The organism is Exiguobacterium sp. s56, from assembly GCF_018618255.1.
GTDB lineage: Bacteria > Bacillota > Bacilli > Exiguobacteriales > Exiguobacteriaceae > Exiguobacterium > Exiguobacterium chiriqhucha.
Map to the genome: position 1 here is coordinate 35,911 of NZ_JACSLR010000003.1, position 23,164 is coordinate 59,074.

Here is a 23,164-nt window from a genome sequence, read left to right on the forward strand (position 1 = left end):
CCACTCACGTCAGTGTGAGTGGGTTTTCTCGTGCTTGCTTAGGAATACATTCAGATGAAGGCGCAACAACAGTTGAGCCAGTGAGCTCGCCTGTGGTCTTCAAATCACATCTAACGGTTCTTTCCCACTCGGTGGCGGGAACGCCTCGTCGAGCGCATTGAAGTCATCCTCGCTCAGGTTGAGAAGCATCGCCGCGCCGTTCTCTTCGACGTGGGCTTTCTGCCCTGCTTTCGGGATGGCGATGACGTTGCCACTCCGCACTGTCCACGCGAGCAAGGTTTGGGCCGGTGTCGCACTGTACGCTTTGGCGATCTGGTTTACCGTCTCATCGTTGAAGACTTTCTCTTTCACATCGCTTCCTTCGGCGAGTGGGGCGTAAGCCATCATCGGGATGCCTTGCTCCTGTAAAAATGGCAACAAGTCGTATTCGACGCCGCGGCTGCCGAGATGATACAGCACTTGGTTGACGGCGCAATGTTTCCCGTTCGGCAAGGCGAGCAACTCCTTCATATCGTCGACATCAAAGTTCGACACGCCCCACGCCCGGATCTTCCCGTCCGCCTTCAACTGTTCGAGCCCATCGACCGTCTCCTCGAGCGGGATGTTCCCGCGCCAATGGAGCAAATAGAGGTCGAGATAATCGGTACCTAGCCGTTCGAGCGTGGCGTCACACGCCTGGACCAGTTTGTCGCCCCCGGCGTTATGTGGATACACTTTCGACACGAGGAACACGTCTTCCCGCCGGTCTTGGATTGCTTCGCCGACGAGCGCCTCCGATTTTCCTTCCCCGTACATCTCCGCCGTATCGATGACGTGTAATCCGCAGTCGAGTCCCGTCCGGAGTGCCTCGATCTCGGCATCCCGTTTCGATTCGTCTTCCCCCATGCGCCACGTGCCTTGCCCAAGGACTCTCATTTCACGGCCGTCCGGCAGTTCAGCCACGTGTTGTTTCAGTGCCGCCAAAATCAATGTGTGTGGTATGCGGTTCATGCCATCTCCTCCTTCGTCCATTGTTCATGTAACGGTCCGGTCGTCCCGAAAACAGGATCGGTCGCCGGTTTGTCGACTCGTTCGATGCGTAGGATATTGTCCGGTCGTTCTCCCGGTTTCCCGGTCAACGTATCGTAGTCGCGCCCGTCCGGATACGCACCGACGATGGCGAAGTCTGCACTCGCCTCGAGACGGCGATGTCCCGTCCCGGCCGGTAAAATCAAGACGTCTCCCATTTCAAGTGAAACGAGGTCTCCCGTCGCACCGCCGAGTTGGACCGTCGCCCGGCCCGACTTCACGCCCAGCACTTCATGTGTGTTGCTGTGGTAGTGATGGTAATCGAACACGCCGTTCACCCAGCTGTTCCCCCAGCCGTTATGTTCAAACGTCGCCTGCATGCCGTCCGTCTCGTCGAACACGCCCCGATATAACAGCACCGGAAAATCTGGATTGTTCGGAATCGAGCCGTCATCTTCAAATCGATATGTCAACATATCCATAGTTGCCCCCTCCTTTGTCTCTTGAGACTGTACCCGACATAAGGCAACAAAAAACGGCTGCTCGGCACGAGCAACCGTTTCGTCAGGAGATCACGTCTTCCCCAGGCACACATCATATCCAAAATCGGTTGGAAGTATTATCCCAGTCCCCATTTTCCCAGCAACAAGTGCTCAGTGATTGGCACGATTCAGGTCAGACTCAATGTCAATTTGGGGTATGACCCAGACGAGGTCATCGAGGAGCTTGGTGAATATGTGCTCCCCCATTTCCCACCGCTTTCGTAATACTCATGTACTCAAAAAAGACGACTTTCCTACATGGAAGTCGTCTCTTGCGTTACAGCCAGTGGCTCGGTCGCGTGTAAACGGGTGCCAGTCTTGTCTGCCGATCCCCTTTCATCGCGTTCACTTGCATCTGTGTCAAAAACAGACTATCAGTCAACGTTGCTCCTCGCACGTCCAAATCTCGCACGTCTGCCCCCATGAAATCGACATAGGACAGGTCTTTCCCACGTAAGTTAGCACCAATCAACAAGGCGCCTCGATAACACGTGCCTCTCACGTCACGCTGACTCACGTTTCGTCCAATCAAATCGGCCCGATCTTGCTCGTGTCGTGACGTCAACGTCAAGCCGTCCTGTTTCAATCCTTCCGCACGTATGTGCTGACTGAGTCGGACGAACAACGGGCGGACTTGTTGTCGGAATGCCATCAGCGCCGTCCCGGTCAACTGTTCAGGCGGCAACTCACGGAAAGCCAGTAGCTCTTCCAATAACGTCTCGAGTAACCGAGCATCGTGCTCAGGGATCTCCCGGGTCAGGATGTCAGTGATGTAGAGCAACAGCTCATGGACTTGGCTCATGATTGGCACCGTCGCGAACATGCGCGTCCCATCGACCTCCCCCTCCCGCCAGCTTCGTCCGTGAAACGTCACTTGTGACACGAACTGCCCGGCCCCGAGACAGTCGTACACCGTACATCCTTTGAAGCCCCGCTCACGCAGTTCGGAATGGATGTTGCAGGCATACGAATCTGCCAAATGGACACACGGCTGTCCTGCGGGTTTATCCATGGGGAAATCCTCAGATTTCAAGTAGTGGAACGCCACACAACAGAGACCGAAACAATTCGCACAATCCGGTTTGAGCGATTCACGCAGCATATGCAGATCGGGCATCGCCATTCATTGTCACTCCTTCATTGTATGTCTTGACTCTATACGTACAAGTATAAGGAATGTCCCTATTTTTCCATAGCCTTTATTCAATCAATCAAGTTTGCCTTCATCCTTTTCCCCATAAAACAGTTGCTCCCTCGTTCGCCTTTTCTGCTCTGCCTCGGATATTTCTTCGTAAAGCGCAATCACAGCATCGAACGAACTTTCGACGTCGATGCGTTGTTCCAATAGGTGATCAACATAGAATCCGTGACGCAAATTTTCGAGATGGAGTTCCGCTGTTTGATGGAACATCATCTCAAACTGTTCTTTTGCTCTTTGAATCTCGTCATGCGGTTTCCGATCCGTTAAAAGCCGCTGGTCAAAAGGGTCTGTTGAATGAATGAGCTCGTCCCACGCTTCCGGTGACAGTCTGGCTTTCCAATAATCATAGCCCGATTCAAAGCGTTGCAACGGTCGACCTGATGGAAACGATTTTTCGGCATAAGCTTCGTACAGTTTTCGCCAATGCTCGAAAAACCAATTGATCAACGCCATGTCCCAATCCATGAACATTTCTGATTTGTCATGCTCGACGAATTGGACCCTTCCGCCTTGATACGTCACCTCATAACGAATCGTCCCTTGAATGGACTCGTCGCGATAAAACATGTCATGGCGATACCTCATATCATCTAAATCGAGATCTGCCGGTTTCTCATACGCTTCGAGTGCACTCGCAAGTGATTGGACCGCTCCTGTCGTCACATCGGTGAACGTCACTTCAATCCGCTCAATGTTTCGGGGTGTCTCCAGAATCCCTTTGTTGTAACAGAAGGCCAAGACGAGCGGTCGTAGGCTGTCCGTCGACTCGGGAATGACAATCCATTCATGTAGCAGCGGGTCATTGTAATACCCCTCTTTGATTAACGCTTTTGTGTTGAGGCCGCCATTTCCAATAATTGTATATAGCAGAATATCAAGGTCTTAAACTTCACCGTATGGGATCATCCCATAGAAGTTCTCTTCTATCTCGTCACCCGTCCGGAAGTCCCGTCCGCTCCACCACTCCACGACAAAACGCCATCGCTCGACGAGCCACCATACCCACTCACCGCCGCTCATACCGGTTTGCCATTCATTCCGTTCATGGGCGACCCACTCGTCTTTATCGTACGAGACAGACTGAGAGGTCCCGTCTTGGTAGCGGATCTGATAGGTGAAGATACCATGTAACGTGTCTCGGTGAAGCAACGAATACGCCGATTCATTCAAATACAGCATGAAATCGATGAAGTTCACTGCTTCCTCAGACCCTGCCTCTTGAAACCATAGCTCAATCGATTCAATGACTCGTGGTTCCATCTATAGTTCGCCTCCCCATTACTTGTATTCGCACATACAAAAACCAACCTGCTTTCACACAGGTTGGTCCGTTCGCTCAGTTCACTTTATTCTCGAGCTGTTTCAACTTCGTCGAGTAGTACTCGATGATGTCGCGGCGCCGGATGATGCCGATGAAATACTTCCCGTCATCGACGACCGGCACGAAGTTTTGGTCGGTGATCGCATCGACGAGCTCCTCGATTTGCGCCGTGATGGCGACCGGCTTATACCGTACGCGTTGCTTGATATCTTTCAACCGTGTCCGGAGCACTTTTTCGTAATCTTCTTCCCCGCGAAGCTGCTCGGCGAGTGCCCAGAGTAAATCCCCTTCTGTCATCGTCCCGGCGTAAAAGCCGTTCTCGGATACGAGCGGCACCGAGGTGAAGCGATGATGCTTCATCTTCTCGAGCGCTTGCCGTACCGTCGACTCCGGGTCTAGATATTTGACGTCTTCTTTCGGATATAAAAAGAAAGCGATATTCATGTACAATCTCTCCTCAATCTAAAAATCCACCTCTTCATTGTACCATGTATTAGGGTCTAGTCAGCACAAAATGACCATCTAATCTGCATCTGTTCTGTCACAAGGAGGCTCATTCTCTCTATTTCGTAAAGCGTTTCCAAACAATCCGTCTGAAGTTGTTGCGACCACACAAACAGGCACGGCCCCGAACAGCTTCTCCAAAGCCAATCTTGACCGTGAATCAAACATCTTGTCTCACCTATATCGTTGACCAATCTAAACGGAATCACCCGAAACGGCTTCACTGTTGCTATACCCGAGTGAAGGTCATTCTAGCCTTAAAAACCGTAACAAACATGCTACAGATGGCCATCAAAAAAGCCTAGGAACGTCCTAGGCTTGTCTCACTCAAATAAATTCGAGCAACGTCTTGTTGAATTTGTCCATCTCGTCGAGGACGGTACCGTGACCGCTCTCCTCGAACCGTTCGATGCGCGAGTTCGGGATGCCTTTTTCCATCTCGAGCGCAAACTCGAACGGGCAAATTTTGTCGTGCACCCCATGGATGATGAGCGTCTCGACGTTCACTTTTGACAAATCTTCACGCAAATCTTCGTCGCGGAGTGCTTTCGCCGAAGCGATTGTCCCGTGACTCGAGGCGACGAGCGACAGATGATGGAACCAGTTTTGCGTCGGTTTCGAATGTTCTTTCTCGAAGAAAATCTCACCGAAGCCTTCGAGCATCTTCGGCCGGTCTTTCTTTGTGTCCTCAATCAACGCATCGACCTCGGCTTGCGTCATCCCGTACGGATAGTCCGGACGTTGCGTGAACACCGGCGCTGCGGCGCCGGAGAGGACAAGCTTCTTCAAACCGTCATCCGGGAAATCAACCTTGTAACGGATGGCGATGGCCCCGCCCATCGAAAAGCCAACGAGCGTAAAGTCTTTGACACCGAGACCGTTGACGACCATGTGCACGTCAGACGCCATCGTCGCATAGTCATAGCCCGTCGCCGGTGCATCCGACTTACCGTAGCCGCGATAGTCGATCCCGACGTAGCGATAGCCTGCGTCAAGCAGCGCATTCTTTTGATACTCGAACATGTTGTTGTTCGCCGGCCAGCCGTGCAGGAAGACGACGGCGTCGCCTGTCCCGACGTCCTCTACAAAAATATTCGTTCCATCATGTGCCGTAATATAGTTCCCCATTGGTCAAAACCCCCAGTTGGATTGTTGAGCGGCGTGCGTATTTGCCCACAACCCAACTTTTCCCGTTTGACCAAAGTGGAAACCTGTCAACTGTCACGCCAGAGCGATTCAGCTTTCAAGACGTGCTCGATTGCTCCCGCTCCTTCACGTAATACAGACGTCCGCCACGACTCGTCTTCCGGATAGAACATGGCCATGAATTCTTTGCGAATGCCGTTCCGGGCTTCCGGGTCTTTCGTCCCTTCAAAGTAAAGCCGGTTCTCGAGGATGATCGTCAAAAACTCGCGAATCGTTGCTTTCGTCGACGTCCCGAACGTCCCGAACTCGAACAACGCCGAGACGAGTTTCTTATCGGGATGATGCGTGTCTCGCACATAATAGAAATGGTTCGTCGAGTCCCCGAGCACGTCGGTCGGGTCATACGTCTGGATATTTTTCAATCCGTACGTCCGCTTCAGTTCATCCACGTCACGCCCGTCCCGTTCACTGATGACCATCGTCACCTCGTTCGTCGGGCCGAGCGCCGTGTGCCAGTCCATATGGACGACGCGGTCGTAGCGATCAAGCAAATCGTGTTGCACTTTTTTCAAGAAGATGGCGGACGGCTCATCCGACTCACCGCCGTAGTACACACCTTTAGGGAACTGGTATTGGCCCATCCCTTTCGCTTCGGTCATCGCAGCGAACCCGTCGAGTTTAATGCCAGAACCGAGGAACGAGTAGATATGTTCACGCGCCTCGTGATAGTCATCGATGACGCCGTCTGGGACGAACAAGTGACGCATGATTTCATATTCTTTATTGACGTTACGCGGGAGCGACTCTCGGTCGATGACATAGTTTCGATTCAAGTCGACGTTATGTTCATTGACGCGGCGGAATTGTTTCATCCCCCACGGATTGACGGCATGAATGAGACAGATGCCGGTCGATTCGTGCCGGACGTGTTGAAGTTGCGTCTCGACGAACTGGTGTGTCACAGCGGCTCCGGCATATCCTTCGATGCCGTGTTCGCCAATCGTCATGAAGAGCACCGCCTCGCGTGACCCCGCCGGTTCACCGATGATGACATCGATTGTGTCTTCCCCAATCGAGTGGGACATCACGCGTGCGGTCGGATAATAAGGTTTGACGCGGTCGAGCAGGGCGAGAAACTTCTCGCGTGACTCCTCGTATGATGATGAAAAATACTGACTCATAGTGACTCCCTCCATTCTAATCTTCTGTATCCCATTCCCATTCCTGACCCGACTAAAAACGCCTCCTTCCGGAGACATCTTCTGACACCTAATGGGCCCCGGCCTTCGTACCCCGGTTTTGACGGCGGAACTCAAACAAATAGACGAGCGGGGCGAACAGCACGGCACCAAACAACCAGTACGCACCCGGACTCACGAACAGCGTCTCGAACGCCCGGAAAAACCAGGCCATGAGCGAGAAGCCAACGATGAGTTCGGCTGTCCAGATGACTCCACGGCGGACAGCCAGCGTGAGCGTGTTTGTTTTTTGAAAGAGGGCTGCGAGAAAAGCGATTAAAAAGGCCGGAAAACTACTGAACCAAAGCATCCGATTGAGCGTCGATTCGGCAAAATACGTGTTGCCGAGCGACACCGTGATGACATAATGCGCGACGAGCACCAACAAGACGACAACCCAACCGATGAGGACGTCACGTTCCCATTTTTTCATCGTTCTCCCTCCGTTCCACGCAACAGAGCTACCTTTATATTTTCCCGTTTTACCGATGCTTCGGTCACATCCGCATAAAAAAAGACGCGTCCCATAAGGAACACGCCCGATTATTTGTCCATCAAGTGACGAGCCCATTCGGTCGCCCGCTCGAGTTCTCCGTCTTTGAGCGGCCCTTCCTTGTCGAGAACGATGAACGACTCTTTCAACACCGGTTCCGCTCCCTTGTCCAACAGCAATCGTTCAATCCGGGTCGAGGCATGGCCGAACCATTTGACGATTTTTCCGACGAAAAAGCCTTGATCTTCTTCAGCCATGCTCGTATCGAACGCCGCGGCCCGGATACCCCGGAGCGCATGATCCGATAAGCCGTCTAAAAAGGTTTTCACGTCCTCGGTCTCGCGTCCGCCGTGCGTCGGTGAGCCAACGATGAACAAATCGAGGTTGGCAAGGTCGCCGTACCCGACGTGGCTGATCTGCATGATGTCAACTCGGTGCAAGTCGCCGAACCCGTCCTTGATGGCATATGCGACTTTTTCGGTGCACCCGTACATCGAGTCAAAGATGATGAGGATTTTCATAGGGAATCCCTCCATTACACGAAAACACGACACGTCTACAGTTGACTGTTCCCTTAATGAACCGAACCTCATCATGGATTCATTTAATTTTCATGTCTTTTCTTCACACGTATAGACACAAAGACGATCACACCGACAGCAAGCGCCCCATACGCCACCTTATCCAAATGGTCACGCATGCTGAACGGAGCGTCATGCCGATACTCGGCCCGCTTCCACCCAGCCTCGTCCTCGACCGCGAGCACGTCCTCAATCGCTTCCCCGTTCACTTTCCGATAGGTCGTCCCGATCGGATACATGTTCGAGGCGTCCCCGTGATAGCTGCCGTCCATATCGTCGGCCATCGTCCTCACTTCACCGACGACCTCACCTAAGTCGCCCTCCAATACGGCGACATCCATCACCTCATACACCCGTCCGTCCAACACGACGAACGCATACGCCCACGACAAAGCTTGGGCCGACAAGGAGATGGATAGAAACAATAGCACCAATCCGATGACACGTCTCATCGAATCGCCCACACGAACGTCGCCGAGTCGCTCAAGTCAATCTCGTCCGGTTCGAGTTCCGGCATCGCCGCCTCCGAGAAGAGCACCTCGTCATGAAGTGTGAGACGCGTCGGCGAATAAAGATGGAGCTCGCCCCACGTATAGTCGATTTGAAGCAAATCGCCTAGCGTCGCCCCGGCCCCTTTCGCCAACAGTTCGGCCCGATGGCGCGCGTTCGCCGCCGCGCTCGCGAGCAGTTCATCTTGAACCGAATCCGCATCCTTGATCGTGAACGAGATGGACAGCTTCGGTTCGGCTAACGAGTTGCTGACGTGTTCGATGACCGCGGACAACTGTTTCGTATCGAGCGGAAACTCGAGCTTCGTCTTCTGCTGACAGACGTAACCCCGGAACCGAGACTTGTAGTTGCCTTGTTTGTCGCGGTAGCTCTCATAGTCGGTGTCGATCGAGAAGTCGGTCGTTTTGAGCGCTGCCTTCTCGAATCCGGCCTGCTCGACTGCCTTTTGCAGCCGCGTGACGGCGAGTGCCGCCCCGTTCATCGTCTCCTCATAGCGGACAGCTCGTGACGTTAAATCCATTCTCACGACAATCAAATCAGGCTTGGCCGATACTTTCCCTGTGCCTTTCACGGTGATGGTGCGGTCCATATGATTTCCCCCTTCTGAGTTTAAAATCATGTGATTTTTTAGACCAATTGATGGAGCCTCATTCGTGTAAGTAAGTTTCAGCTTTAATCTTCATAGAATTCATCAATCTCCCATCATCGGTGAGGTTGATTATTTTTACGCTTTTCACTTCTCACGCCCGAATTGTCAATGACACCACGAGTCCGATGAGATAGCCGAGTGCTGTTCCTGTCGCAATCCCATACACCAATTCAAATCCGAGTAGGAGCGAACTGATGATGCCAATCCCCGCTCCAAACACTAGTCCGAGTCCTACACCCGACGCTCGCCAATTCTGTTCTGTCATCGTAGTCTCCCCTCTCCTATATATCCCTTCCCGTTAACGGAACCGGTCCATCATGAACGCCTCTACGTCATCGAGTGTTTCAGCCCCACGTAGCGACGGATAGGCGTCTCGACTGAAGACGAGCCCTTCGTCCGTGTTCAGGAACATGTATCGCTCACCGTCCGGAAAGCCGTAATCACTCACATCCATGACTTGAAGCGTGGCCCCGTTTTGTGACCAGACGTGGGAAGTTTCATGCAGTCTCGGCATAAAAATCCCTTCCATGCCGAGGCGAAGCTCGGAGATGATGTCCGCATCCGACTGAAGCACTTTCGAACCGACACCTGCAACGGTGAGTACTTTCATCTCACTCCCCGGCTCAACCTCGCCCCGATAGACGTCTGTCACGCCGATCGTCACGATCGACTGATATTCCTCTTGTCCGTTGAAATCGAGCTCGATGTGGTCAATCTGTTTGACGACGCCTCGCACCACGACAGGCTCCCATTTCGAGAACAGTTCATCTTCACTCATCTCGATCAGGTTTGCCGACGACATCCCGACATCGATGTCCTTTTCATCGATATACGCGACCGACATATTGCTCGAGCTGTCCGACAGCGGGATCTGTTCTTTAAACCCATCCCATGTCACGGCAAAGAGTGTGACGGCAGCGACAGCGATGAGATCGCCCATCCAACGCCTATGTCTCCGTTTCTTTCCCTCGACTTCCATCGATTCCTCGACGAAACGGTCATCGACGTCCCCCATCAAACGTGTGAGCCTCATAGCGCCACCCCTTCCGCTTCGAGTACTTGCTTCAAGTCGTTCCGTGTCCGAAGCAGCACCATTTTCACCTTGCTCTCGCTCACGTTGCGTATCTTCACGATATCCTTGATCGACTGAAAGTGAAAGTAACGCCCCATGAAAATCTGCCGGGTCTCTTGCGGCAACTGGGCCAAAAAGTCGTTCAACAACTCGACGATTTCCGAATCGGTCGCGGCGGAGGCGGCGAGACAGTGCTCGAGCTCGCTCGCGATAAGCGGGACTTGCCCCGCTCCACGCTTCTTGGCGTTCGCTTTCTCATACTTGTGGAGCGCGACGTTCCGGACCAGCTTTGCCAAGTAGGCAGCGAACCGCGCTGGACGTGTCGGCGGAATTGCTTGCCACGCCTTCATGTACGTGTCATTGACGCACTCGTCCGCGTCCTCCCGGCTATGCAAAATGTTATAGGAAATCGTATGACAATAGCCGCCGTACTTTTGCGCCGTCGCCTCAATCGCTCGCTCGGAACGCCTCCAATACAAATCGATAATCGCTTGATCGTCCAATCGAATCCCCCTCTCGATGTACTTACATCTTTATAGACCGGAAATGAAGTCCATCGGTCACAACTTCTTTAATAGTTTTTTTGAGCGGCTCTTCGCGGCTGGACTCCCCGTCTCGAGTTGCGATTCGAGCAAGGTTTTCAGGTCGTCACGGAAGCGTGAATGCACGGCGCTCAAGTCGAAGATCGCCTGCAAGGAGTTGACGATGACGATGGCGCTAGTCTCCGTAGCAATCCAATCGGTGAGCATATGAACGACATCGGCCGCCTCGTCTTCCGTCCACATCAGCCGTGGCATGAGTTGCGCCAAGTGCCACCTCACTTCTTGTTGAGTGGCACGATGTAACTGTTGGAACAAGGACGCTTGATGCGCTTGAAGCAACTTTGGATGACGGCGTGTCACTTTCTCCATCGCGTCTGCGCTCCGCATCCGAACGACGGGACGGTCATCGGTCAAGCCGGTTATCAATTCGTTGAATCGGTCCGGGTCGTTCCCGACGTAGGCGACGACCTCATCGACGTGGCCGACCGAGCGCAAATCTCCGCCACTCAATACTTCTCGGATGTCCATTCTCCCACCTCTTTTCTCATTCTTAGTTTACAAAAAAAGGGACTCAGTAGACACTGAATCCCTTTCCATGCATATTAGTTATTCTCTTGCTTCAAACGGTCGATGATATTATCCGACTTCACTTTCGAAATCGCGTATACCATCGAAGAACCAACGATCAGGAAAATTATGACCGTGACGAACAAGATATCGCCCCACGGCAACGTGAACGGTGCTTCGAACGTGTTGATCTGCGCCCGGTAAATCAGGTACATGATCAGAACACTGACCGGCACCCCATACGCCAATGCTTTCATGCCATAGAAAATGCTTTCATAATACACCATCTTGTTGAACCCTTTCGGTGTCATCCCGACCGACCGCAGCATAGCAAACTCGCGACGACGGAGCGAGACGCTCGTCGAGATTGTGTTGAAGATATTCGCCACCGAGATGAGCGAGATCAAGACGATAAACCCATAGACGAAAATCGATAACAGCAACAACACCTGCTCTTGTTGTTCACGCTGCTCCGACACGTTGAAGATGTATTGGTCCATATTTTGTTCCGCCTCAATCACTTGTTGCGTCGCCTCAGGATTACTCGTGTTCAAGGCGATTGATGGACTTGATTGTTTCATCAATTGACCAATCGCATCCTCTTCAAACGTCCCTTCCCGAACGATCACATCAAGCCATCCAAGTGAGCTCGTCATCACACCGGTCGGGGGGACGTCGGTCATGGCGCCGATTTTGATCGTTTTGAGCGGTGCCGTCTCGTCCGTTGCGTTCTCGTCCCGGAGTTCAAGCGTATCGCCGATTTCGGTCTCAATCGTCTTCGAGTTCACAAATTTCTTCTTGTCGACGTCTTGATACGATACTTCATCAATCAAGACGGCACCCGGCATCTCCCCGTCTTCAAAATTGCTGGCGGATGCCCCGATCTGCTTCAAGTACGCATCGAAACTTTCATCATCTAATTGATAAAGAGAAACGTAGTACACAAATTTCCCATCGACGAACGTGGACACCAAGTCTTCATTCTCGGTGACCGCGCTCGGTAACCGCGCTTCGTCAACCACCGTCTGGACGGTCGTATTCTCGAAGTACGTCCCACCCGTCACATTGTCCAACGTCTCATAGCGACGTAAGTCATCCTTCGTGAGATTCGACCCGTTCACGAGGATATCGAACTCGTACGTGCCTTGTGACATCTCGAGTGACTGTTCGAGCCGGTCCGTGAAGTAACTGACGACTAAAAACAGCACGATACTGATGACGAGCGAGAACACCGTCGCCAAATACCGTTTCCGGTTGCGTTTTGTGTTTTTCAGCCCAATCTCCGCTTCCAATCCGAAGATCCGTCGCACGAGTTTCGAGGTCTTCACGTTCTTCGACGTCAGTCGCACGTCCTGGGTTTGACGAATCGCATCAATCGCCGAAATCTTAGATGCGCGGCGGGCCGGCAGGTAGCAGGAAATGAAGATTGTTACGCTCGAAATGAGGACCGTCAACAAGAGTGTGAGCGGTGTGACGACGACCTCAAACTTCTCCGTCACGTTGAGCGCCTTCTCCGCAAAGGCATTGATGAACAGGAACGTGACCCCGATTCCGGCCACCCCGGCAATGATACCGATTGGGATGCTAATCCCTCCGATGATCAGTCCTTCAAAAAAGACCGAGTTTCGTTTTTGCCGTTTCGTCGCCCCGACACTCGCGAGCATCCCGAGGTAGCGTGAGCGCTCAGATACGCTGATGGCAAAGGCATTATAGATGAGCGAAATCGAGCCGATGACGATGACCGCCATGATGATGCCACCGAACCCGTACAGCGTCTTGCGCAAGCCGTCATCATCGGTCACCCCATAATAGCGAAGCAACGACGCGTTATAGGCAATTCCTTCAATTTTCTGTTCGCGCATCAGTTGTTTCGTTTCTTCATAAATCGAGCCGTTCACGTCGTTCAAGGCGACGAACGTATCGACGATCGCACCGTTCAACGCTTTGTCGTCAATGTATCCGACGACCGTATAGCCCGGCGACCAAGTCGGCTCCCAGGCTGGGCGCGTCATCGTGCCGACGACGGTCAACGTCACCGTATCCTCGATTTTCAACTGTTCAAGCATCGTCTCCCCGTCACGGATCAAGCCATCGTTTTGGGTTAATACGCGACCTGATGATTCGTCCATGCGCTCACCGATCTCGAGCGTCAATTCATCCCCGATATTGTACGTGACTTGCGCATTTTGACGGATGGCCTCAGAAATAACGACTTCGCCTTCTTTGTTTGGCAAGCGTCCCTCCGTCAAGTCGACGGGAAAGTTCTTGAGCCCTGACGTGTTATAGTTCCGGACGTATAAGTACGGTTTATAAGCATTCTGTGAATTCTTTAATTCTGCATAGCCGTCACTTGAAAGGATGACATCCTTCGTCGATGCATCATTTCGAATTGCCTCGACCTGCTCCTCATTCGTGTTGATGTATTGGACGTGCCATTCTCCATTGTCCGCGATGTCTTGACGAATCATCAAGTCTAAGAACGATGAACCGAGTGTCGTCACAGCCGTGATCATCGAGACCGAAATGATGACCCCGATGATGGTGACGAGCGAACGCCGCTTGTTTTCACGCAAGTGTCGAAGCGTCATTTTATTGATGATGTTCATGAGCGGACGACCTCGTTCTTCGCAATCTTCCCATCCTCGATCGAGATGATCCGGTCGGCCTGCAAGGCGATTCGTTCGTCATGCGTGATGATGATCAGCGTCTGATTGAACTTCTTGTTGAACAGTTTGAGGAGGCTCATGATTTCTTCACTGTTTTGACTGTCCAAGTTCCCTGTCGGCTCATCGGCCAAGATGATGGCCGGGTTGCTGATGAGCGCCCGACCGATGGAAACGCGTTGTTGCTGCCCGCCAGACAATTGGTTTGGCAGATGAGTCAATCGGTTCGACAGACCAAGGATGCCGATGATGCGCTCCAAATGGGCGGCGTCGACTTTTTGCTCGTCCAACAACATCGGCAGTGTGATGTTCTCCTCGACCGTCAAAATCGGGATTAAGTTGTAAAACTGATAAATCAAACCGATTTGACGACGACGGAAGATGGCGAGCTGTGTCTCGTCTAACTTGTAAATATCCGTATTGTCGATCAACACCTGTCCACTCGTCGGCACGTCGACACCGCCGAGCAAATGTAACAACGTCGACTTCCCCGAGCCCGACGGTCCGACGATACAGACGAACTCGCCTTTTTTGACCGTGAACGACACGTCATCGAGCGCCCGCACTTCCATCTCGTCTTTTCCGTATACTTTCGATAAGTGTTGCACTTCTAATATGTTCATGGTTGCACCCTCCAGTACTTAATCTACTTTGAGTGTACCGAGCGAGTGTGACACGTCCGTGACTCAAAAGTGACTGTTTCGTCACTTAGACGATTGCTTTGTAGAATCGAATTTGAAACGCGGTCCCGGCTCCACGTTCACTGCGGACGGTCAGTTCACCTTGTTGGCTTGTGATGATGCTGTGGGCCATGGCAAGCCCGATGCCGACGCTGTCGTCACTCGCATTCATACCCTTATAAAAACGTTGGAAAATATACGGGATGTCTTGTTTGGCGATGCCGCTCCCCGTGTCACGGATGACGATTTCCGTGTACAGTGTGTTCTCGCTAAATTCGATGAACAGCTCCCCTTCTTCCGGTGTATGTTCGACGCAATTTTTCAAGATGTTGATGAGCGCCTCGGTCGTCCACTTCAAGTCGCCTTCGAACGTGACATCACGCTCACCCGTAATCTGAAGCCGCTGCATTTTGATATCGATTGGCACGAGCATCGGTTTCGTCACGGCTTGAACGAGTGCGGGGACGGATACCGGTTCCCGTTTGAACTGAATCGTCCCGGCATCGATTTTAGACAGCTTGAGCAGTGACGAGACGAGCCACTCCATCCGCTCGAGCTGCACTTGTACGTTATGCGTGAACTCTTGACGCTTGTCATCTGACAGCCGTGGGTCACTGAGCAAGTCCGCCATGACGGTCATCGAGGTGAGCGGGGTTTTCAGCTGATGGGAGATGTCGGAGAGGGCATCCGTCAACTTCTGCTTGTCCTCTTCGAGATGCGTCCCTTGCTCGGACAGCATCTTCGTCACTTTATAGATTTGGCTCTTCAATAGACTGAGCTCGCCTTCACGGTTGTCGCGGACATCGAGTTTATAATTGCCGTTGCTGATCTCTTGCAGGTAACTCGACAGCTGATTGATTTCCCGATAGCGCCACGTCGTGAACCGATATGTCACGATCAAGAACGCGACCGACAAAAGGAGGACGAGAATGACGGCCTCCATCGATAGGAACAAAGATGCGACGATAGAAGCCACCCCAATCAGCAGCAACAGACTGACTAAATAGATACGGATTTCTCGATTGCGCAACATGTCAGCGTTCCACCTTATAGCCAATCCCGCGAACCGTCTTAATCAACGTCGGCCGTTGCGGGTCGTCTTCGAGCTTCTCGCGTAACCGTTTGATGTAGACGGTCAACGTATTGTCATTCACGAAGTCCCCACCCATGTCCCAAATCTGGTCGAGCAGCTGGGCGCGGGACAACACTTGTCCTGTATGTCTGCCGAAGATGAGCAATAAGCGGTATTCAAGCGCCGTCAATAAAATCTCGCTCCCATCCTTTGTGACTTTGGCGTCTTGGGTATTGATTTCAACCGCCCCGATTGTCAAAACGGGTGAGCTGGCTTGTTTATGGTAGCGGCGCAATACCGAGTGAATCCGTGAGATGAGTTCACGGACCCGGAACGGTTTCGTGATGTAGTCGTCCGCCCCCATATCGAGTCCCATGACGACGTTCACTTCATCATCGAACGCCGTCAAAAAGATGACGGGCGTATCCTGTTTTTGCTTCACGAGCCGACATAAGTCATAGCCGCTCCCGTCCGGCAACGACAAGTCGAATAGACACAGGTCGATCGTATGTAACTGTTGTTCAATCAAACGTGTCGCGTCGGTCGCGTTCTGGCACAACGTCGTCGTGAATTGTTCTTGTTCGAGCGAATATTGGAGACCGGAGGCGATTGTCCGGTCGTCTTCCACGATTAAAATGTGCATGTCTACTCCTCCTGTTTCGTTTCGACTACTCAAACTTCTCTTCCAATTCTATCGAAAAAAGGGACCCAGTATACACTGAATCCCGGTAAAACATTATTCGACTGTCGATGCTGCCTCGGCAAGCGCCGCTTCTTCTCTATGATAGTTCTCAACGAACGCATCGAGATGTGCCCGCACTTCGTCTGTCGATTTTGTGTCCATGAGCTTCACACGGAGGTCACTCGCCCCGCGGAACCCTTTCACGTAAATCTTGAAGAAGCGGTGCAAGTTCGAGATTGAACGCGGCACCTCTTCTTGGAACTTGTCTTGCAGGTCGAGTTGGAGACGAAGCAAGTCGAGGTACTCTTCCATCGAGTGCTCACGCGGCTCTTTCTCGAACGCGAACGGGTTCTTGAAAATCCCGCGGCCGATCATGACGCCGTCGACACCGTACTTCTCGACGAGTTCGAGACCCATCTGACGGTCGAGGATGTCGCCGTTGATCGTGATGAGCGTATCCGGTGCGATCTCATCACGCAGTTTGACGATATCCGGGATCATCTCCCAGTGCGCATCGACTTTACTCATCTCGTTACGTGTGCGCAAGTGAATCGACAAGTTGGCGATGTCTTGCTTCAAGAGATGCGTCAACCAGTCGCGCCACTCGTCGAGCTTCGCAAAACCGAGACGCGTCTTGACGCTGACCGGGATTCCGCCGGCTTTCGCCGCTTGGATGAGTTCCGCCGCGACGTCAGGACGGAGGATGAGTCCGCTCCCTTTCCCGCGTTTGGCCACGTTCGGGACCGGGCAACCCATGTTGATGTCGAGGCCTTTATAGCCCATCTCGGCCATGCCGATGCTCATCTCGCGGAAGTAGTCCGGGTTGTCGCCCCAAATGTGGGCGACCATCGGCTGCTCGTCCTCAGTAAACGTCAAGCGTCCACGCAAGCTGCCTTTCCCTTCTGGATGGCAATAGCTGTCCGAGTTCGCGAACTCGGTGAAAAAGACGTCAGGTCGGCCGGCATGGGCGACGACATGGCGGAAGACGACATCGGTCACGTCTTCCATCGGGGCAAGTATAAAGAATGGACGCGGCAGATCGCGCCAGAAGTTTTCTTTCATAAAAATCATTCCCTTTCGTAGTCAATCCAATAAAATCACTTCATCTATCTTATTATGGACGCGGGAATGTATCAACTGACAATACTTTAAAAAGCTCAGCCTTGTTCATTTTCGATGATTTTAAAGAAGTGAGCAAATCCGTCCTGCAGCAAATACTCTAATATACGATTCGTGTGCTCAGATTCGACAACTTGAACATTCAACAGCGTTTGGAGCACCATCCCATCGATTGCAGCCATCGTCCACGCGGCGACCGCTCTCGTCGAGGGTCCGCGTTCAACGCCGTACGCTCTCACAAAGATAGCTTCGACGCGATTGATCCAATCCTCGTATTTTTCTTTAAACTTATTTTGTAACTCCACATTCCCGAGCATCGCCTCATGAGCCAAATAAAACTGCAAACGGCTTTCCGCATCTTTTTTGAGTCGGTCTTGCATCCCATCAAAGATTTCTTGAATGATTTCGCGGGCCTCTTTCTTATCTTCAATCGAGATGGTCGCGATTCGTCGAATCTCACCTAATCCTTCGTCCATCACGTCATACAGAATAGCCTCTTTCGAACTGTAATAATGATAGATCGCGCCCGTGCTAAAGCCTGCTTTTTTTGCGATTCCTCGAAGCGTCGTACCTTGAATCCCGTTTTCGATAATCGTCGCTCGCGCCGCTTCTAATATCTTTTGTTTTCCTTCGTTCATCATATGCCCGACGCTCCTCACGTAATAATGGCTAATTATATCATAATGATTTGTCTGATTTATGACATGTCCCTGTGACGTACCAAACCGTATTGACATCGCTCTCATTAGTTTGTTACACTTTTCACATAAACATAACGAACGTTCGGTATGTTTAAAGACATCATCTTTTCGTCGTTGCTTCATCACTATCCTTTAGAAATGAAAGGGGCGTTATCGTATGTTCTTCTTTGAGTCTATCCCTTGGTACAATGTCGTGATGTGGTTCGTCGTCTTCGGTCTATTAATCGGGTTGAATGAAATCGTCCGATCTAGCAAAAAAGCAAGTATCTTCATGTTCATGGCCGTACCGATCGCCTTAACCCCGATTTGGTTTTTCACCGCCGATCCTGAAATCACCTCATGGTTCCATTGGGTGAAAGTGTATTCAGCATTGGCCGGAAGCTTGATTTACATGGTCATCCGCTTCACCGATTACCATAAGAAGCATCCATGGTATTTGATGCTCGTCCCAGGTATTTTGGCACTCAACATCGTCGAGGCCGTCGTTCGAGAGTCCCAAGTCGGCATCATGGGATTTGAAGGGATGGTCGATGGGATGTACTACATCTCGGGCGGGTGGAACTACGTGAACGCCGTCGCCGGAATCTTGAACTTGGTCCTCATCTGCGGCTGGGTCGGGATCTTCGCGACATCTGGTAAGAAAAAAGACATGCTCTGGCCCGACCAGACGAAGCTATGGATTATCGCCTATGGTGTTTGGAACATCGCCTACGTCTATTCATGTGCGCCGGGTAACGCTTTTTACTCAGGCTTCGCTTTGAACATCGCTGCGACAGTGCCCGTACTCTTATGGGCAAAAGGTACATGGATGCAAAACCGTGCCCAGACGCTCTCGTTTTGGATGATGTGGGTCATGACGTTCCCTTACTTCTTTGCTGTCGGTAGCACGTTCAATGTGAGTGTGTCCTACAACCCGGCAGCGAACTGGACGATCGCCCTGCTCAGTTTGGCACTGAACGTCGTCCTCGCCGTCTGGCAAGTGACGCGAATCGTCAAATACAAACTCAATCCGTTGAAAGATGAATTGTGGAAAGATACGAACGAGTATAAAGAAATCAACGCGATGCGTGAAGACACTGCTCCTGAACGGGAAGCTGTCATCGGTAAAGCATTGTAAACAAAAGACGGGCCTCAATGCCCGTCTTTTGTTACGTGCATTTAGATAGCTTTGAGAGCAGCTGAAAATAAGTTGCCTCTTCAAAAAAGATTTTCCGTGTATGATATAATTGTAAATAATTTGATCAAAGTGAAAAGGGTGAGAAAAGTGGATAAGAATTCATATATCGAACGTCAAAAACAAGTGAAATTTGCAGTTGGTATGGCTGCAATCGATGGGGGAAAACCAAGTCCTTTCACACAAAAATTGCTAAGTCGATATGAAAATGGCGAGATCACTTCAGCTCAGTTTAAACAAGCCATTATGGGGCAGTATGCGAAAGCACAGCAATCCTAATGGATCCTTACGTTTACCCCAATACAAGTGTGCTTATAAATAAGCTTGGGATAACTGACGAGCAACAACTGATTACTGTTGAAGCGCAACTTATCATTGCAAACTTATTAGAAATCGAATCGCTCATTTCGAAAGTAGACTTCGATAGTTATCATTCTCTACAACAAATCCATCGACATCTATTCAACGAACTATATGAATGGGCCGGCGATTTTCGCTCAATCAATATCTATAAAAATGAGCGAATTTTGGGCGGTATATCTGTGATTTACAGTGATTCTTTGCAGATTCAAACGGACTTAGCATCTATCTTTGATTGGAAACAAAAAATCACATGGACCCATCAAAATATACGACTGCCCATCTATTTCGCTAAGCTAATGACAGATTTGTGGCGGGTTCATCCTTTTCGCGAAGGGAATACCCGTACCGTTTCTGTTTTCATGAAACTTTTCGCTCAACATCATAATTTGTCTTTTAATGCAGAATTGCTTTCTAATAACGCTGGTTACCTTAGAAATGCCCTCGTCATGGCTGCCATCAATGAAGTGCCAGATCCGACCTATTTATACAAAATCATAAATGATGCTTTATCTATTGATGTCTCTAATAGCTTGTCAGATAGTGACGCTTCTTCTGAAAAGTATCGCACAATTGGTTCATATAACGTTTCTAGTTACGAAGAGAATCCGTTCTCTACAGACCCTCATGAATCATAATTCAAAAAAACAGACAACCTTAGAGAAACCGTTCATCGGTCACACTAAGGTTGTTGTTTTTCTAATGTCATTAGATGAAGGCCTTAACTTTTAATGTATTCGCGTTATTGTGGACTTAACTCTCCCGTACCAAACGTTGCATCGAACGCCCGACACCAGATCACGACGGTCGTGTATTGCGTGAAATCAACATCTTCAGGAATCAAATAATTTTGGTTCCCGGTATTGCCCTTTAATGCGCCTAGACGAATTCCTTCTGTCGTCTCCATCTCCGGCTGAATCAAATAGACGAACAAGTCGGGCCCATTTGTCGTTTGGAAATCTTCGAAGCGCAGGTACACGCCGTCTTCTGCACGGATCGTTTGAATGTTCCCTGACGTTTCATAGTTCTTTTCTCCATCCATGAACACTCCTGCCAAGTCGGCAAACTCCTTAGCGGTGCCGTCATCCTCAGACGACGGGGGTTCCGTCGCTTCCTCGGCTTCGCCCTCCTCGTCTACAGTTGCGTCAATTGACGTCGGCGGAAGTCCCTCATCAACCGTCTCGTCCAAGAAAATAGGAGAAATGAGCCACCACCCAATCAACAGGACGGCTACTCCCACTATACCTAGGATCACTTTTGTCACGTTTCGCATCCTCTTCACTCCTTTTCATGAGAAAATCTTCAGTTCTCAGTACAAGTAACCTACTAAATCCAAATGACCGTCCGACCATGCTTTATTCCCTACAGGCCGAATCATCAACTCATCAAAGGATGCTTCCCCAATTCCACGTGTCATCTGCCGTTCATCGTCGATTTTGAGCCACGTACACGTGTTGTTGACATGGTTGAATCCCGCTCGTAAATAAAGATCAGGTCGGTCCGCAAACAATAAGAGGAAATCGACTTGATTCGTCTCTCCTACACCAATGACCTCATCCAATAACGCCTTACCAATACCGTCGCCCTGCATCTCTTTTTTGACGCATAAATCAATCACACCAAGAACTTGAATCGGTTCCCCGTTCAAATTCATCACTCGATAGTCTAGTCCGACATGACCAACGACTTGACCTTCGTCCCCAAAAGCGAGAAGACGGAGGTGAGGCAATTGCTTGAAATATCGACGATTCGGATAGAGCGGTTCAAATGACACCACCAACAACTCACTGATTTCATTACTCAATGTCTCATCAAGTTCTAACTCTACATAACGCTGAATCTTCATCCACACGCTCCTTATCGTCTTGATCCTAAAAAAACCTCCGATTTCAAACAAAATCGAAGGTTCATCTGTATTCATCTTATTCCACTTTCTCTAACCACGCCACCGTCTCCACATGCGCCGTATGCGGGAACATGTCGACCGGTGTGACTTCGACTAATTTGTAGCCACGGTCCGCAAGATAACGCATATCGCGCGCTTGCGTCGCGACGTTACACGACACGTAGACGATGCGCTTCGGTGCCATCTCGACCATCGTCTCGAGGAACGACTCGGCACAGCCTTTACGCGGCGGATCGACGACGATGACGTCTGGATTGATGCCATCCTTCTTCCACTGCGGCAACACATCTTCCGCCGCTCCACACGCGTACGTCACGTTGTCGTTTTCGTTGACGAGCGCGTTCTGTTTCGCGTCCTCAATCGCTTCCGGTACGACTTCGACGCCGTACACGTGCGCCGCTTTCCGGGCGAGGAACAGACTGATCGTCCCGATGCCGCAATAGGCGTCGACGACTTGTTCCGTCCCGGTGAGTTGCGCGTATTCGAGCGCCTTGCCGTACAGCTTCTCCGTCTGGATCGGGTTGACTTGGAAGAACGAGTGCGGGGAAATCGTGAACGTCAGTCCGCCGATTTTGTCCTCAATCGTCTCATGGCCATACAACAATTTGTTCGTCGACCCTAAGATGACGTTCGTCTTGTCCGGGTTGACGTTTTGCATGATCGACGTCAAGTCCGGCAGACGTTTCAAGATGTCGGCGACAATCTCATTCACGCCTTTGATTTTCGTCGTCTTCGTGATGAGGACGATCATCAATTCACCCGAATGGTAGCCGTAACGGGCCATGACGTGGCGGATGACGCCGCGCCCGGTCTTCTCATCGTACGCCGGCACACCGTGCGCCGCGAGCACGTCACGGACGACTTGGACGGCCTCATCGTTGCGCTCGTCTTGGATGAGACATTCCTTCATCTCGACGATGTCGTGCGAACGTGGACGATAAAAACCGGCGACGAGGCGGCCGGCCTCGTCTTTGAACGGCACTTGCGCCTTGTTGCGGTAACGCCATGGTTCCGGCATGCCGATCGTCTCGTGGACAGGCACATCGAATTGGCCAAGTCGCTTCAACGCATCGACGACACGGTCCCGTTTTTGACGGAGCTGGCCGTCGTAGCTGAAGTGTTGGAGCTGACAGCCCCCGCACTGATAGAAAATCGGGCACGGTGGCTCAACGCGGTCCGCACTCGCTTCTTTCACATCGATCAAGCGGGCGAACCCGTACTGTTTATTCGTCTTCGTCACGACGATCTCCACGGTCTCTCCCGGAAGTGCGTTCGGGACGAACAACGTATAACCGTCGACGCGTGCCACGCCCGCGCCCTCATGCGTGAGGTCGTGGATGTGGACGTCGAGACGGTCATTTTTTTGGACTGGTAACATGAGTCTCTCCTTTCCCGATTCAAAAAATAGTGTGTATTGGTTCATACCCGTTCCA

At 51.3% G+C, this 23,164-nt stretch carries 28 protein-coding genes; 3 read left to right on the top strand and 25 right to left on the bottom strand.

What is annotated here, in order from left to right; genetic code table 11:
• Positions 1-99 precede the first annotated feature (99 nt).
• The 22 genes from KNP71_RS04400 to KNP71_RS04505 form a co-directional block, all read right to left on the bottom strand.
• On the bottom strand, positions 100-990 hold the full coding sequence (locus KNP71_RS04400; RefSeq protein WP_029594980.1) for an aldo/keto reductase: 891 nt from the start codon (positions 988-990) through the stop codon (positions 100-102).
• Positions 987-1,490, bottom strand: coding sequence for a hypothetical protein (locus KNP71_RS04405; RefSeq protein ID WP_029594979.1), 504 nt, complete (start codon positions 1,488-1,490; stop codon positions 987-989). Before KNP71_RS04405 ends, KNP71_RS04400 begins: the two co-directional genes overlap by 4 nt.
• 337 nt (positions 1,491-1,827) lie before the next feature.
• The gene (locus KNP71_RS04410; protein ID WP_198922691.1) at positions 1,828-2,562 is read right to left on the bottom strand and encodes a pentapeptide repeat-containing protein; all 735 of its coding nucleotides are present in this window, start codon (positions 2,560-2,562) and stop codon (positions 1,828-1,830) included.
• A 195-nt stretch (positions 2,563-2,757) separates the two neighbouring features.
• Positions 2,758-3,489, bottom strand: a complete 732-nt coding sequence (locus tag KNP71_RS04415; RefSeq protein ID WP_214830097.1) for a hypothetical protein — start codon at positions 3,487-3,489, stop codon at positions 2,758-2,760.
• Between the two features lie 144 nt (positions 3,490-3,633).
• On the bottom strand, positions 3,634-4,011 hold the full coding sequence (locus KNP71_RS04420; RefSeq protein ID WP_214756296.1) for a hypothetical protein: 378 nt from the start codon (positions 4,009-4,011) through the stop codon (positions 3,634-3,636).
• A 76-nt stretch (positions 4,012-4,087) separates the two neighbouring features.
• Positions 4,088-4,516: a CBS domain-containing protein gene (locus KNP71_RS04425; protein WP_128123335.1), complete on the bottom strand. Its 429-nt coding sequence runs from the start codon at positions 4,514-4,516 to the stop codon at positions 4,088-4,090.
• Positions 4,517-4,903: 387 nt separating this feature from the next.
• Complete coding sequence (locus KNP71_RS04430) at positions 4,904-5,704, bottom strand: alpha/beta fold hydrolase (protein ID WP_214830098.1); 801 nt, start codon at positions 5,702-5,704, stop codon at positions 4,904-4,906.
• 86 nt (positions 5,705-5,790) lie between these two features.
• The gene (locus KNP71_RS04435) at positions 5,791-6,903 is read right to left on the bottom strand and encodes a M14 family metallopeptidase (RefSeq protein WP_214830099.1); all 1,113 of its coding nucleotides are present in this window, start codon (positions 6,901-6,903) and stop codon (positions 5,791-5,793) included.
• A gap of 88 nt (positions 6,904-6,991) precedes the next feature.
• Positions 6,992-7,393 carry a hypothetical protein gene (locus tag KNP71_RS04440; protein WP_214830100.1) on the bottom strand — a complete coding sequence of 134 codons (402 nt, stop codon included), beginning with the start codon at positions 7,391-7,393 and terminating at the stop codon, positions 6,992-6,994.
• A 110-nt stretch (positions 7,394-7,503) separates the two neighbouring features.
• Positions 7,504-7,974, bottom strand: a complete 471-nt coding sequence (locus KNP71_RS04445; protein ID WP_251131477.1) for a flavodoxin family protein — start codon at positions 7,972-7,974, stop codon at positions 7,504-7,506.
• A gap of 83 nt (positions 7,975-8,057) precedes the next feature.
• Complete coding sequence (locus tag KNP71_RS04450; RefSeq protein ID WP_029594972.1) at positions 8,058-8,486, bottom strand: hypothetical protein; 429 nt, start codon at positions 8,484-8,486, stop codon at positions 8,058-8,060.
• Entirely contained in the window at positions 8,483-9,133 is a 651-nt protein-coding gene (locus KNP71_RS04455; RefSeq protein WP_029594971.1) for an SIMPL domain-containing protein, read from the bottom strand. Before KNP71_RS04455 ends, KNP71_RS04450 begins: the two co-directional genes overlap by 4 nt.
• A 151-nt stretch (positions 9,134-9,284) precedes the next feature.
• Positions 9,285-9,458, bottom strand: coding sequence for a hypothetical protein (locus KNP71_RS04460; protein WP_214830101.1), 174 nt, complete (start codon positions 9,456-9,458; stop codon positions 9,285-9,287).
• 33 nt (positions 9,459-9,491) lie between these two features.
• A complete protein-coding gene (locus tag KNP71_RS04465) occupies positions 9,492-10,226 on the bottom strand; it encodes a hypothetical protein (protein ID WP_214830102.1) in 735 nt (244 codons plus the stop codon).
• Entirely contained in the window at positions 10,223-10,768 is a 546-nt protein-coding gene (locus KNP71_RS04470; protein ID WP_029594969.1) for an RNA polymerase sigma factor, read from the bottom strand. Before KNP71_RS04470 ends, KNP71_RS04465 begins: the two co-directional genes overlap by 4 nt.
• A 57-nt stretch (positions 10,769-10,825) precedes the next feature.
• Positions 10,826-11,335 carry a hypothetical protein gene (locus KNP71_RS04475; RefSeq protein ID WP_214830104.1) on the bottom strand — a complete coding sequence of 170 codons (510 nt, stop codon included), beginning with the start codon at positions 11,333-11,335 and terminating at the stop codon, positions 10,826-10,828.
• Between the two features lie 74 nt (positions 11,336-11,409).
• Positions 11,410-13,980: an ABC transporter permease gene (locus KNP71_RS04480; RefSeq protein WP_214830106.1), complete on the bottom strand. Its 2,571-nt coding sequence runs from the start codon at positions 13,978-13,980 to the stop codon at positions 11,410-11,412.
• The gene (locus tag KNP71_RS04485; protein ID WP_021066503.1) at positions 13,977-14,660 is read right to left on the bottom strand and encodes an ABC transporter ATP-binding protein; all 684 of its coding nucleotides are present in this window, start codon (positions 14,658-14,660) and stop codon (positions 13,977-13,979) included. Before KNP71_RS04485 ends, KNP71_RS04480 begins: the two co-directional genes overlap by 4 nt.
• A gap of 85 nt (positions 14,661-14,745) precedes the next feature.
• Positions 14,746-15,750 (bottom strand): sensor histidine kinase, encoded by a 1,005-nt coding sequence (locus tag KNP71_RS04490; RefSeq protein WP_214799227.1) that lies wholly within the window; start codon positions 15,748-15,750, stop codon positions 14,746-14,748.
• Position 15,751: 1 nt separating this feature from the next.
• Complete coding sequence (locus tag KNP71_RS04495; protein WP_214826667.1) at positions 15,752-16,432, bottom strand: response regulator transcription factor; 681 nt, start codon at positions 16,430-16,432, stop codon at positions 15,752-15,754.
• A gap of 93 nt (positions 16,433-16,525) precedes the next feature.
• Positions 16,526-17,533, bottom strand: a complete 1,008-nt coding sequence (locus KNP71_RS04500) for a tRNA dihydrouridine synthase (RefSeq protein WP_214717982.1) — start codon at positions 17,531-17,533, stop codon at positions 16,526-16,528.
• Positions 17,534-17,628: 95 nt separating this feature from the next.
• Positions 17,629-18,231: a TetR/AcrR family transcriptional regulator gene (locus tag KNP71_RS04505; RefSeq protein ID WP_131471916.1), complete on the bottom strand. Its 603-nt coding sequence runs from the start codon at positions 18,229-18,231 to the stop codon at positions 17,629-17,631.
• A 217-nt stretch (positions 18,232-18,448) separates the two neighbouring features.
• Between KNP71_RS04505 and KNP71_RS04510 the strand changes: the two genes are divergently transcribed.
• From KNP71_RS04510 to KNP71_RS04520, 3 genes are all read left to right on the top strand, one after another.
• The gene (locus KNP71_RS04510) at positions 18,449-19,408 is read left to right on the top strand and encodes a DUF5692 family protein (protein ID WP_214830108.1); all 960 of its coding nucleotides are present in this window, start codon (positions 18,449-18,451) and stop codon (positions 19,406-19,408) included.
• Positions 19,409-19,555: 147 nt separating this feature from the next.
• Positions 19,556-19,744, top strand: a complete 189-nt coding sequence (locus KNP71_RS15930; protein ID WP_214830109.1) for an antitoxin VbhA family protein — start codon at positions 19,556-19,558, stop codon at positions 19,742-19,744.
• Positions 19,744-20,463 carry a Fic/DOC family protein gene (locus tag KNP71_RS04520; RefSeq protein ID WP_029594958.1) on the top strand — a complete coding sequence of 240 codons (720 nt, stop codon included), beginning with the start codon at positions 19,744-19,746 and terminating at the stop codon, positions 20,461-20,463. Before KNP71_RS15930 ends, KNP71_RS04520 begins: the two co-directional genes overlap by 1 nt.
• A gap of 104 nt (positions 20,464-20,567) precedes the next feature.
• Here the strand turns inward: KNP71_RS04520 and KNP71_RS04525 are convergent, their stop codons facing one another.
• The 3 genes from KNP71_RS04525 to rlmD form a co-directional block, all read right to left on the bottom strand.
• The gene (locus KNP71_RS04525) at positions 20,568-21,098 is read right to left on the bottom strand and encodes a DM13 domain-containing protein (RefSeq protein ID WP_029594957.1); all 531 of its coding nucleotides are present in this window, start codon (positions 21,096-21,098) and stop codon (positions 20,568-20,570) included.
• A gap of 36 nt (positions 21,099-21,134) precedes the next feature.
• Positions 21,135-21,671: a GNAT family N-acetyltransferase gene (locus KNP71_RS04530; RefSeq protein ID WP_029594956.1), complete on the bottom strand. Its 537-nt coding sequence runs from the start codon at positions 21,669-21,671 to the stop codon at positions 21,135-21,137.
• 76 nt (positions 21,672-21,747) lie between these two features.
• Complete coding sequence (gene rlmD, locus KNP71_RS04535; protein ID WP_214830112.1) at positions 21,748-23,109, bottom strand: 23S rRNA (uracil(1939)-C(5))-methyltransferase RlmD; 1,362 nt, start codon at positions 23,107-23,109, stop codon at positions 21,748-21,750.
• Positions 23,110-23,164 lie beyond the last annotated feature (55 nt).

Excerpts from the sequence above, each read along its gene's own strand:
- KNP71_RS04455 (WP_029594971.1), bottom strand. The coding sequence starts at position 9,133 with ATGGACCGCACCATCACCGTGAAAGGCACAGGGAAAGTATCGGCCAAG.
- KNP71_RS04425 (WP_128123335.1), bottom strand. The coding sequence starts at position 4,516 with ATGAATATCGCTTTCTTTTTATATCCGAAAGAAGACGTCAAATATCTA.
- rlmD (WP_214830112.1), bottom strand. The coding sequence starts at position 23,109 with ATGTTACCAGTCCAAAAAAATGACCGTCTCGACGTCCACATCCACGAC.
- KNP71_RS04520 (WP_029594958.1), top strand. The coding sequence starts at position 19,744 with ATGGATCCTTACGTTTACCCCAATACAAGTGTGCTTATAAATAAGCTT.
- KNP71_RS04440 (WP_214830100.1), bottom strand. The coding sequence starts at position 7,393 with ATGAAAAAATGGGAACGTGACGTCCTCATCGGTTGGGTTGTCGTCTTG.
- KNP71_RS04480 (WP_214830106.1), bottom strand. The coding sequence starts at position 13,980 with ATGAACATCATCAATAAAATGACGCTTCGACACTTGCGTGAAAACAAG.
- KNP71_RS04430 (WP_214830098.1), bottom strand. The coding sequence starts at position 5,704 with ATGGGGAACTATATTACGGCACATGATGGAACGAATATTTTTGTAGAG.
- KNP71_RS04490 (WP_214799227.1), bottom strand. The coding sequence starts at position 15,750 with ATGTTGCGCAATCGAGAAATCCGTATCTATTTAGTCAGTCTGTTGCTG.
- KNP71_RS04400 (WP_029594980.1), bottom strand. The coding sequence starts at position 990 with ATGAACCGCATACCACACACATTGATTTTGGCGGCACTGAAACAACAC.
- KNP71_RS04505 (WP_131471916.1), bottom strand. The coding sequence starts at position 18,231 with ATGATGAACGAAGGAAAACAAAAGATATTAGAAGCGGCGCGAGCGACG.
- KNP71_RS04500 (WP_214717982.1), bottom strand. The coding sequence starts at position 17,533 with ATGAAAGAAAACTTCTGGCGCGATCTGCCGCGTCCATTCTTTATACTT.
- KNP71_RS04475 (WP_214830104.1), bottom strand. The coding sequence starts at position 11,335 with ATGGACATCCGAGAAGTATTGAGTGGCGGAGATTTGCGCTCGGTCGGC.
- KNP71_RS04465 (WP_214830102.1), bottom strand. The coding sequence starts at position 10,226 with ATGAGGCTCACACGTTTGATGGGGGACGTCGATGACCGTTTCGTCGAG.
- KNP71_RS04435 (WP_214830099.1), bottom strand. The coding sequence starts at position 6,903 with ATGAGTCAGTATTTTTCATCATCATACGAGGAGTCACGCGAGAAGTTT.
- KNP71_RS04420 (WP_214756296.1), bottom strand. The coding sequence starts at position 4,011 with ATGGAACCACGAGTCATTGAATCGATTGAGCTATGGTTTCAAGAGGCA.
- KNP71_RS04510 (WP_214830108.1), top strand. The coding sequence starts at position 18,449 with ATGTTCTTCTTTGAGTCTATCCCTTGGTACAATGTCGTGATGTGGTTC.
- KNP71_RS04405 (WP_029594979.1), bottom strand. The coding sequence starts at position 1,490 with ATGGATATGTTGACATATCGATTTGAAGATGACGGCTCGATTCCGAAC.
- KNP71_RS04525 (WP_029594957.1), bottom strand. The coding sequence starts at position 21,098 with ATGCGAAACGTGACAAAAGTGATCCTAGGTATAGTGGGAGTAGCCGTC.
- KNP71_RS04460 (WP_214830101.1), bottom strand. The coding sequence starts at position 9,458 with ATGACAGAACAGAATTGGCGAGCGTCGGGTGTAGGACTCGGACTAGTG.
- KNP71_RS04495 (WP_214826667.1), bottom strand. The coding sequence starts at position 16,432 with ATGCACATTTTAATCGTGGAAGACGACCGGACAATCGCCTCCGGTCTC.
- KNP71_RS04485 (WP_021066503.1), bottom strand. The coding sequence starts at position 14,660 with ATGAACATATTAGAAGTGCAACACTTATCGAAAGTATACGGAAAAGAC.
- KNP71_RS04530 (WP_029594956.1), bottom strand. The coding sequence starts at position 21,671 with ATGAAGATTCAGCGTTATGTAGAGTTAGAACTTGATGAGACATTGAGT.
- KNP71_RS04445 (WP_251131477.1), bottom strand. The coding sequence starts at position 7,974 with ATGAAAATCCTCATCATCTTTGACTCGATGTACGGGTGCACCGAAAAA.
- KNP71_RS04450 (WP_029594972.1), bottom strand. The coding sequence starts at position 8,486 with ATGAGACGTGTCATCGGATTGGTGCTATTGTTTCTATCCATCTCCTTG.
- KNP71_RS04410 (WP_198922691.1), bottom strand. The coding sequence starts at position 2,562 with ATGGATAAACCCGCAGGACAGCCGTGTGTCCATTTGGCAGATTCGTAT.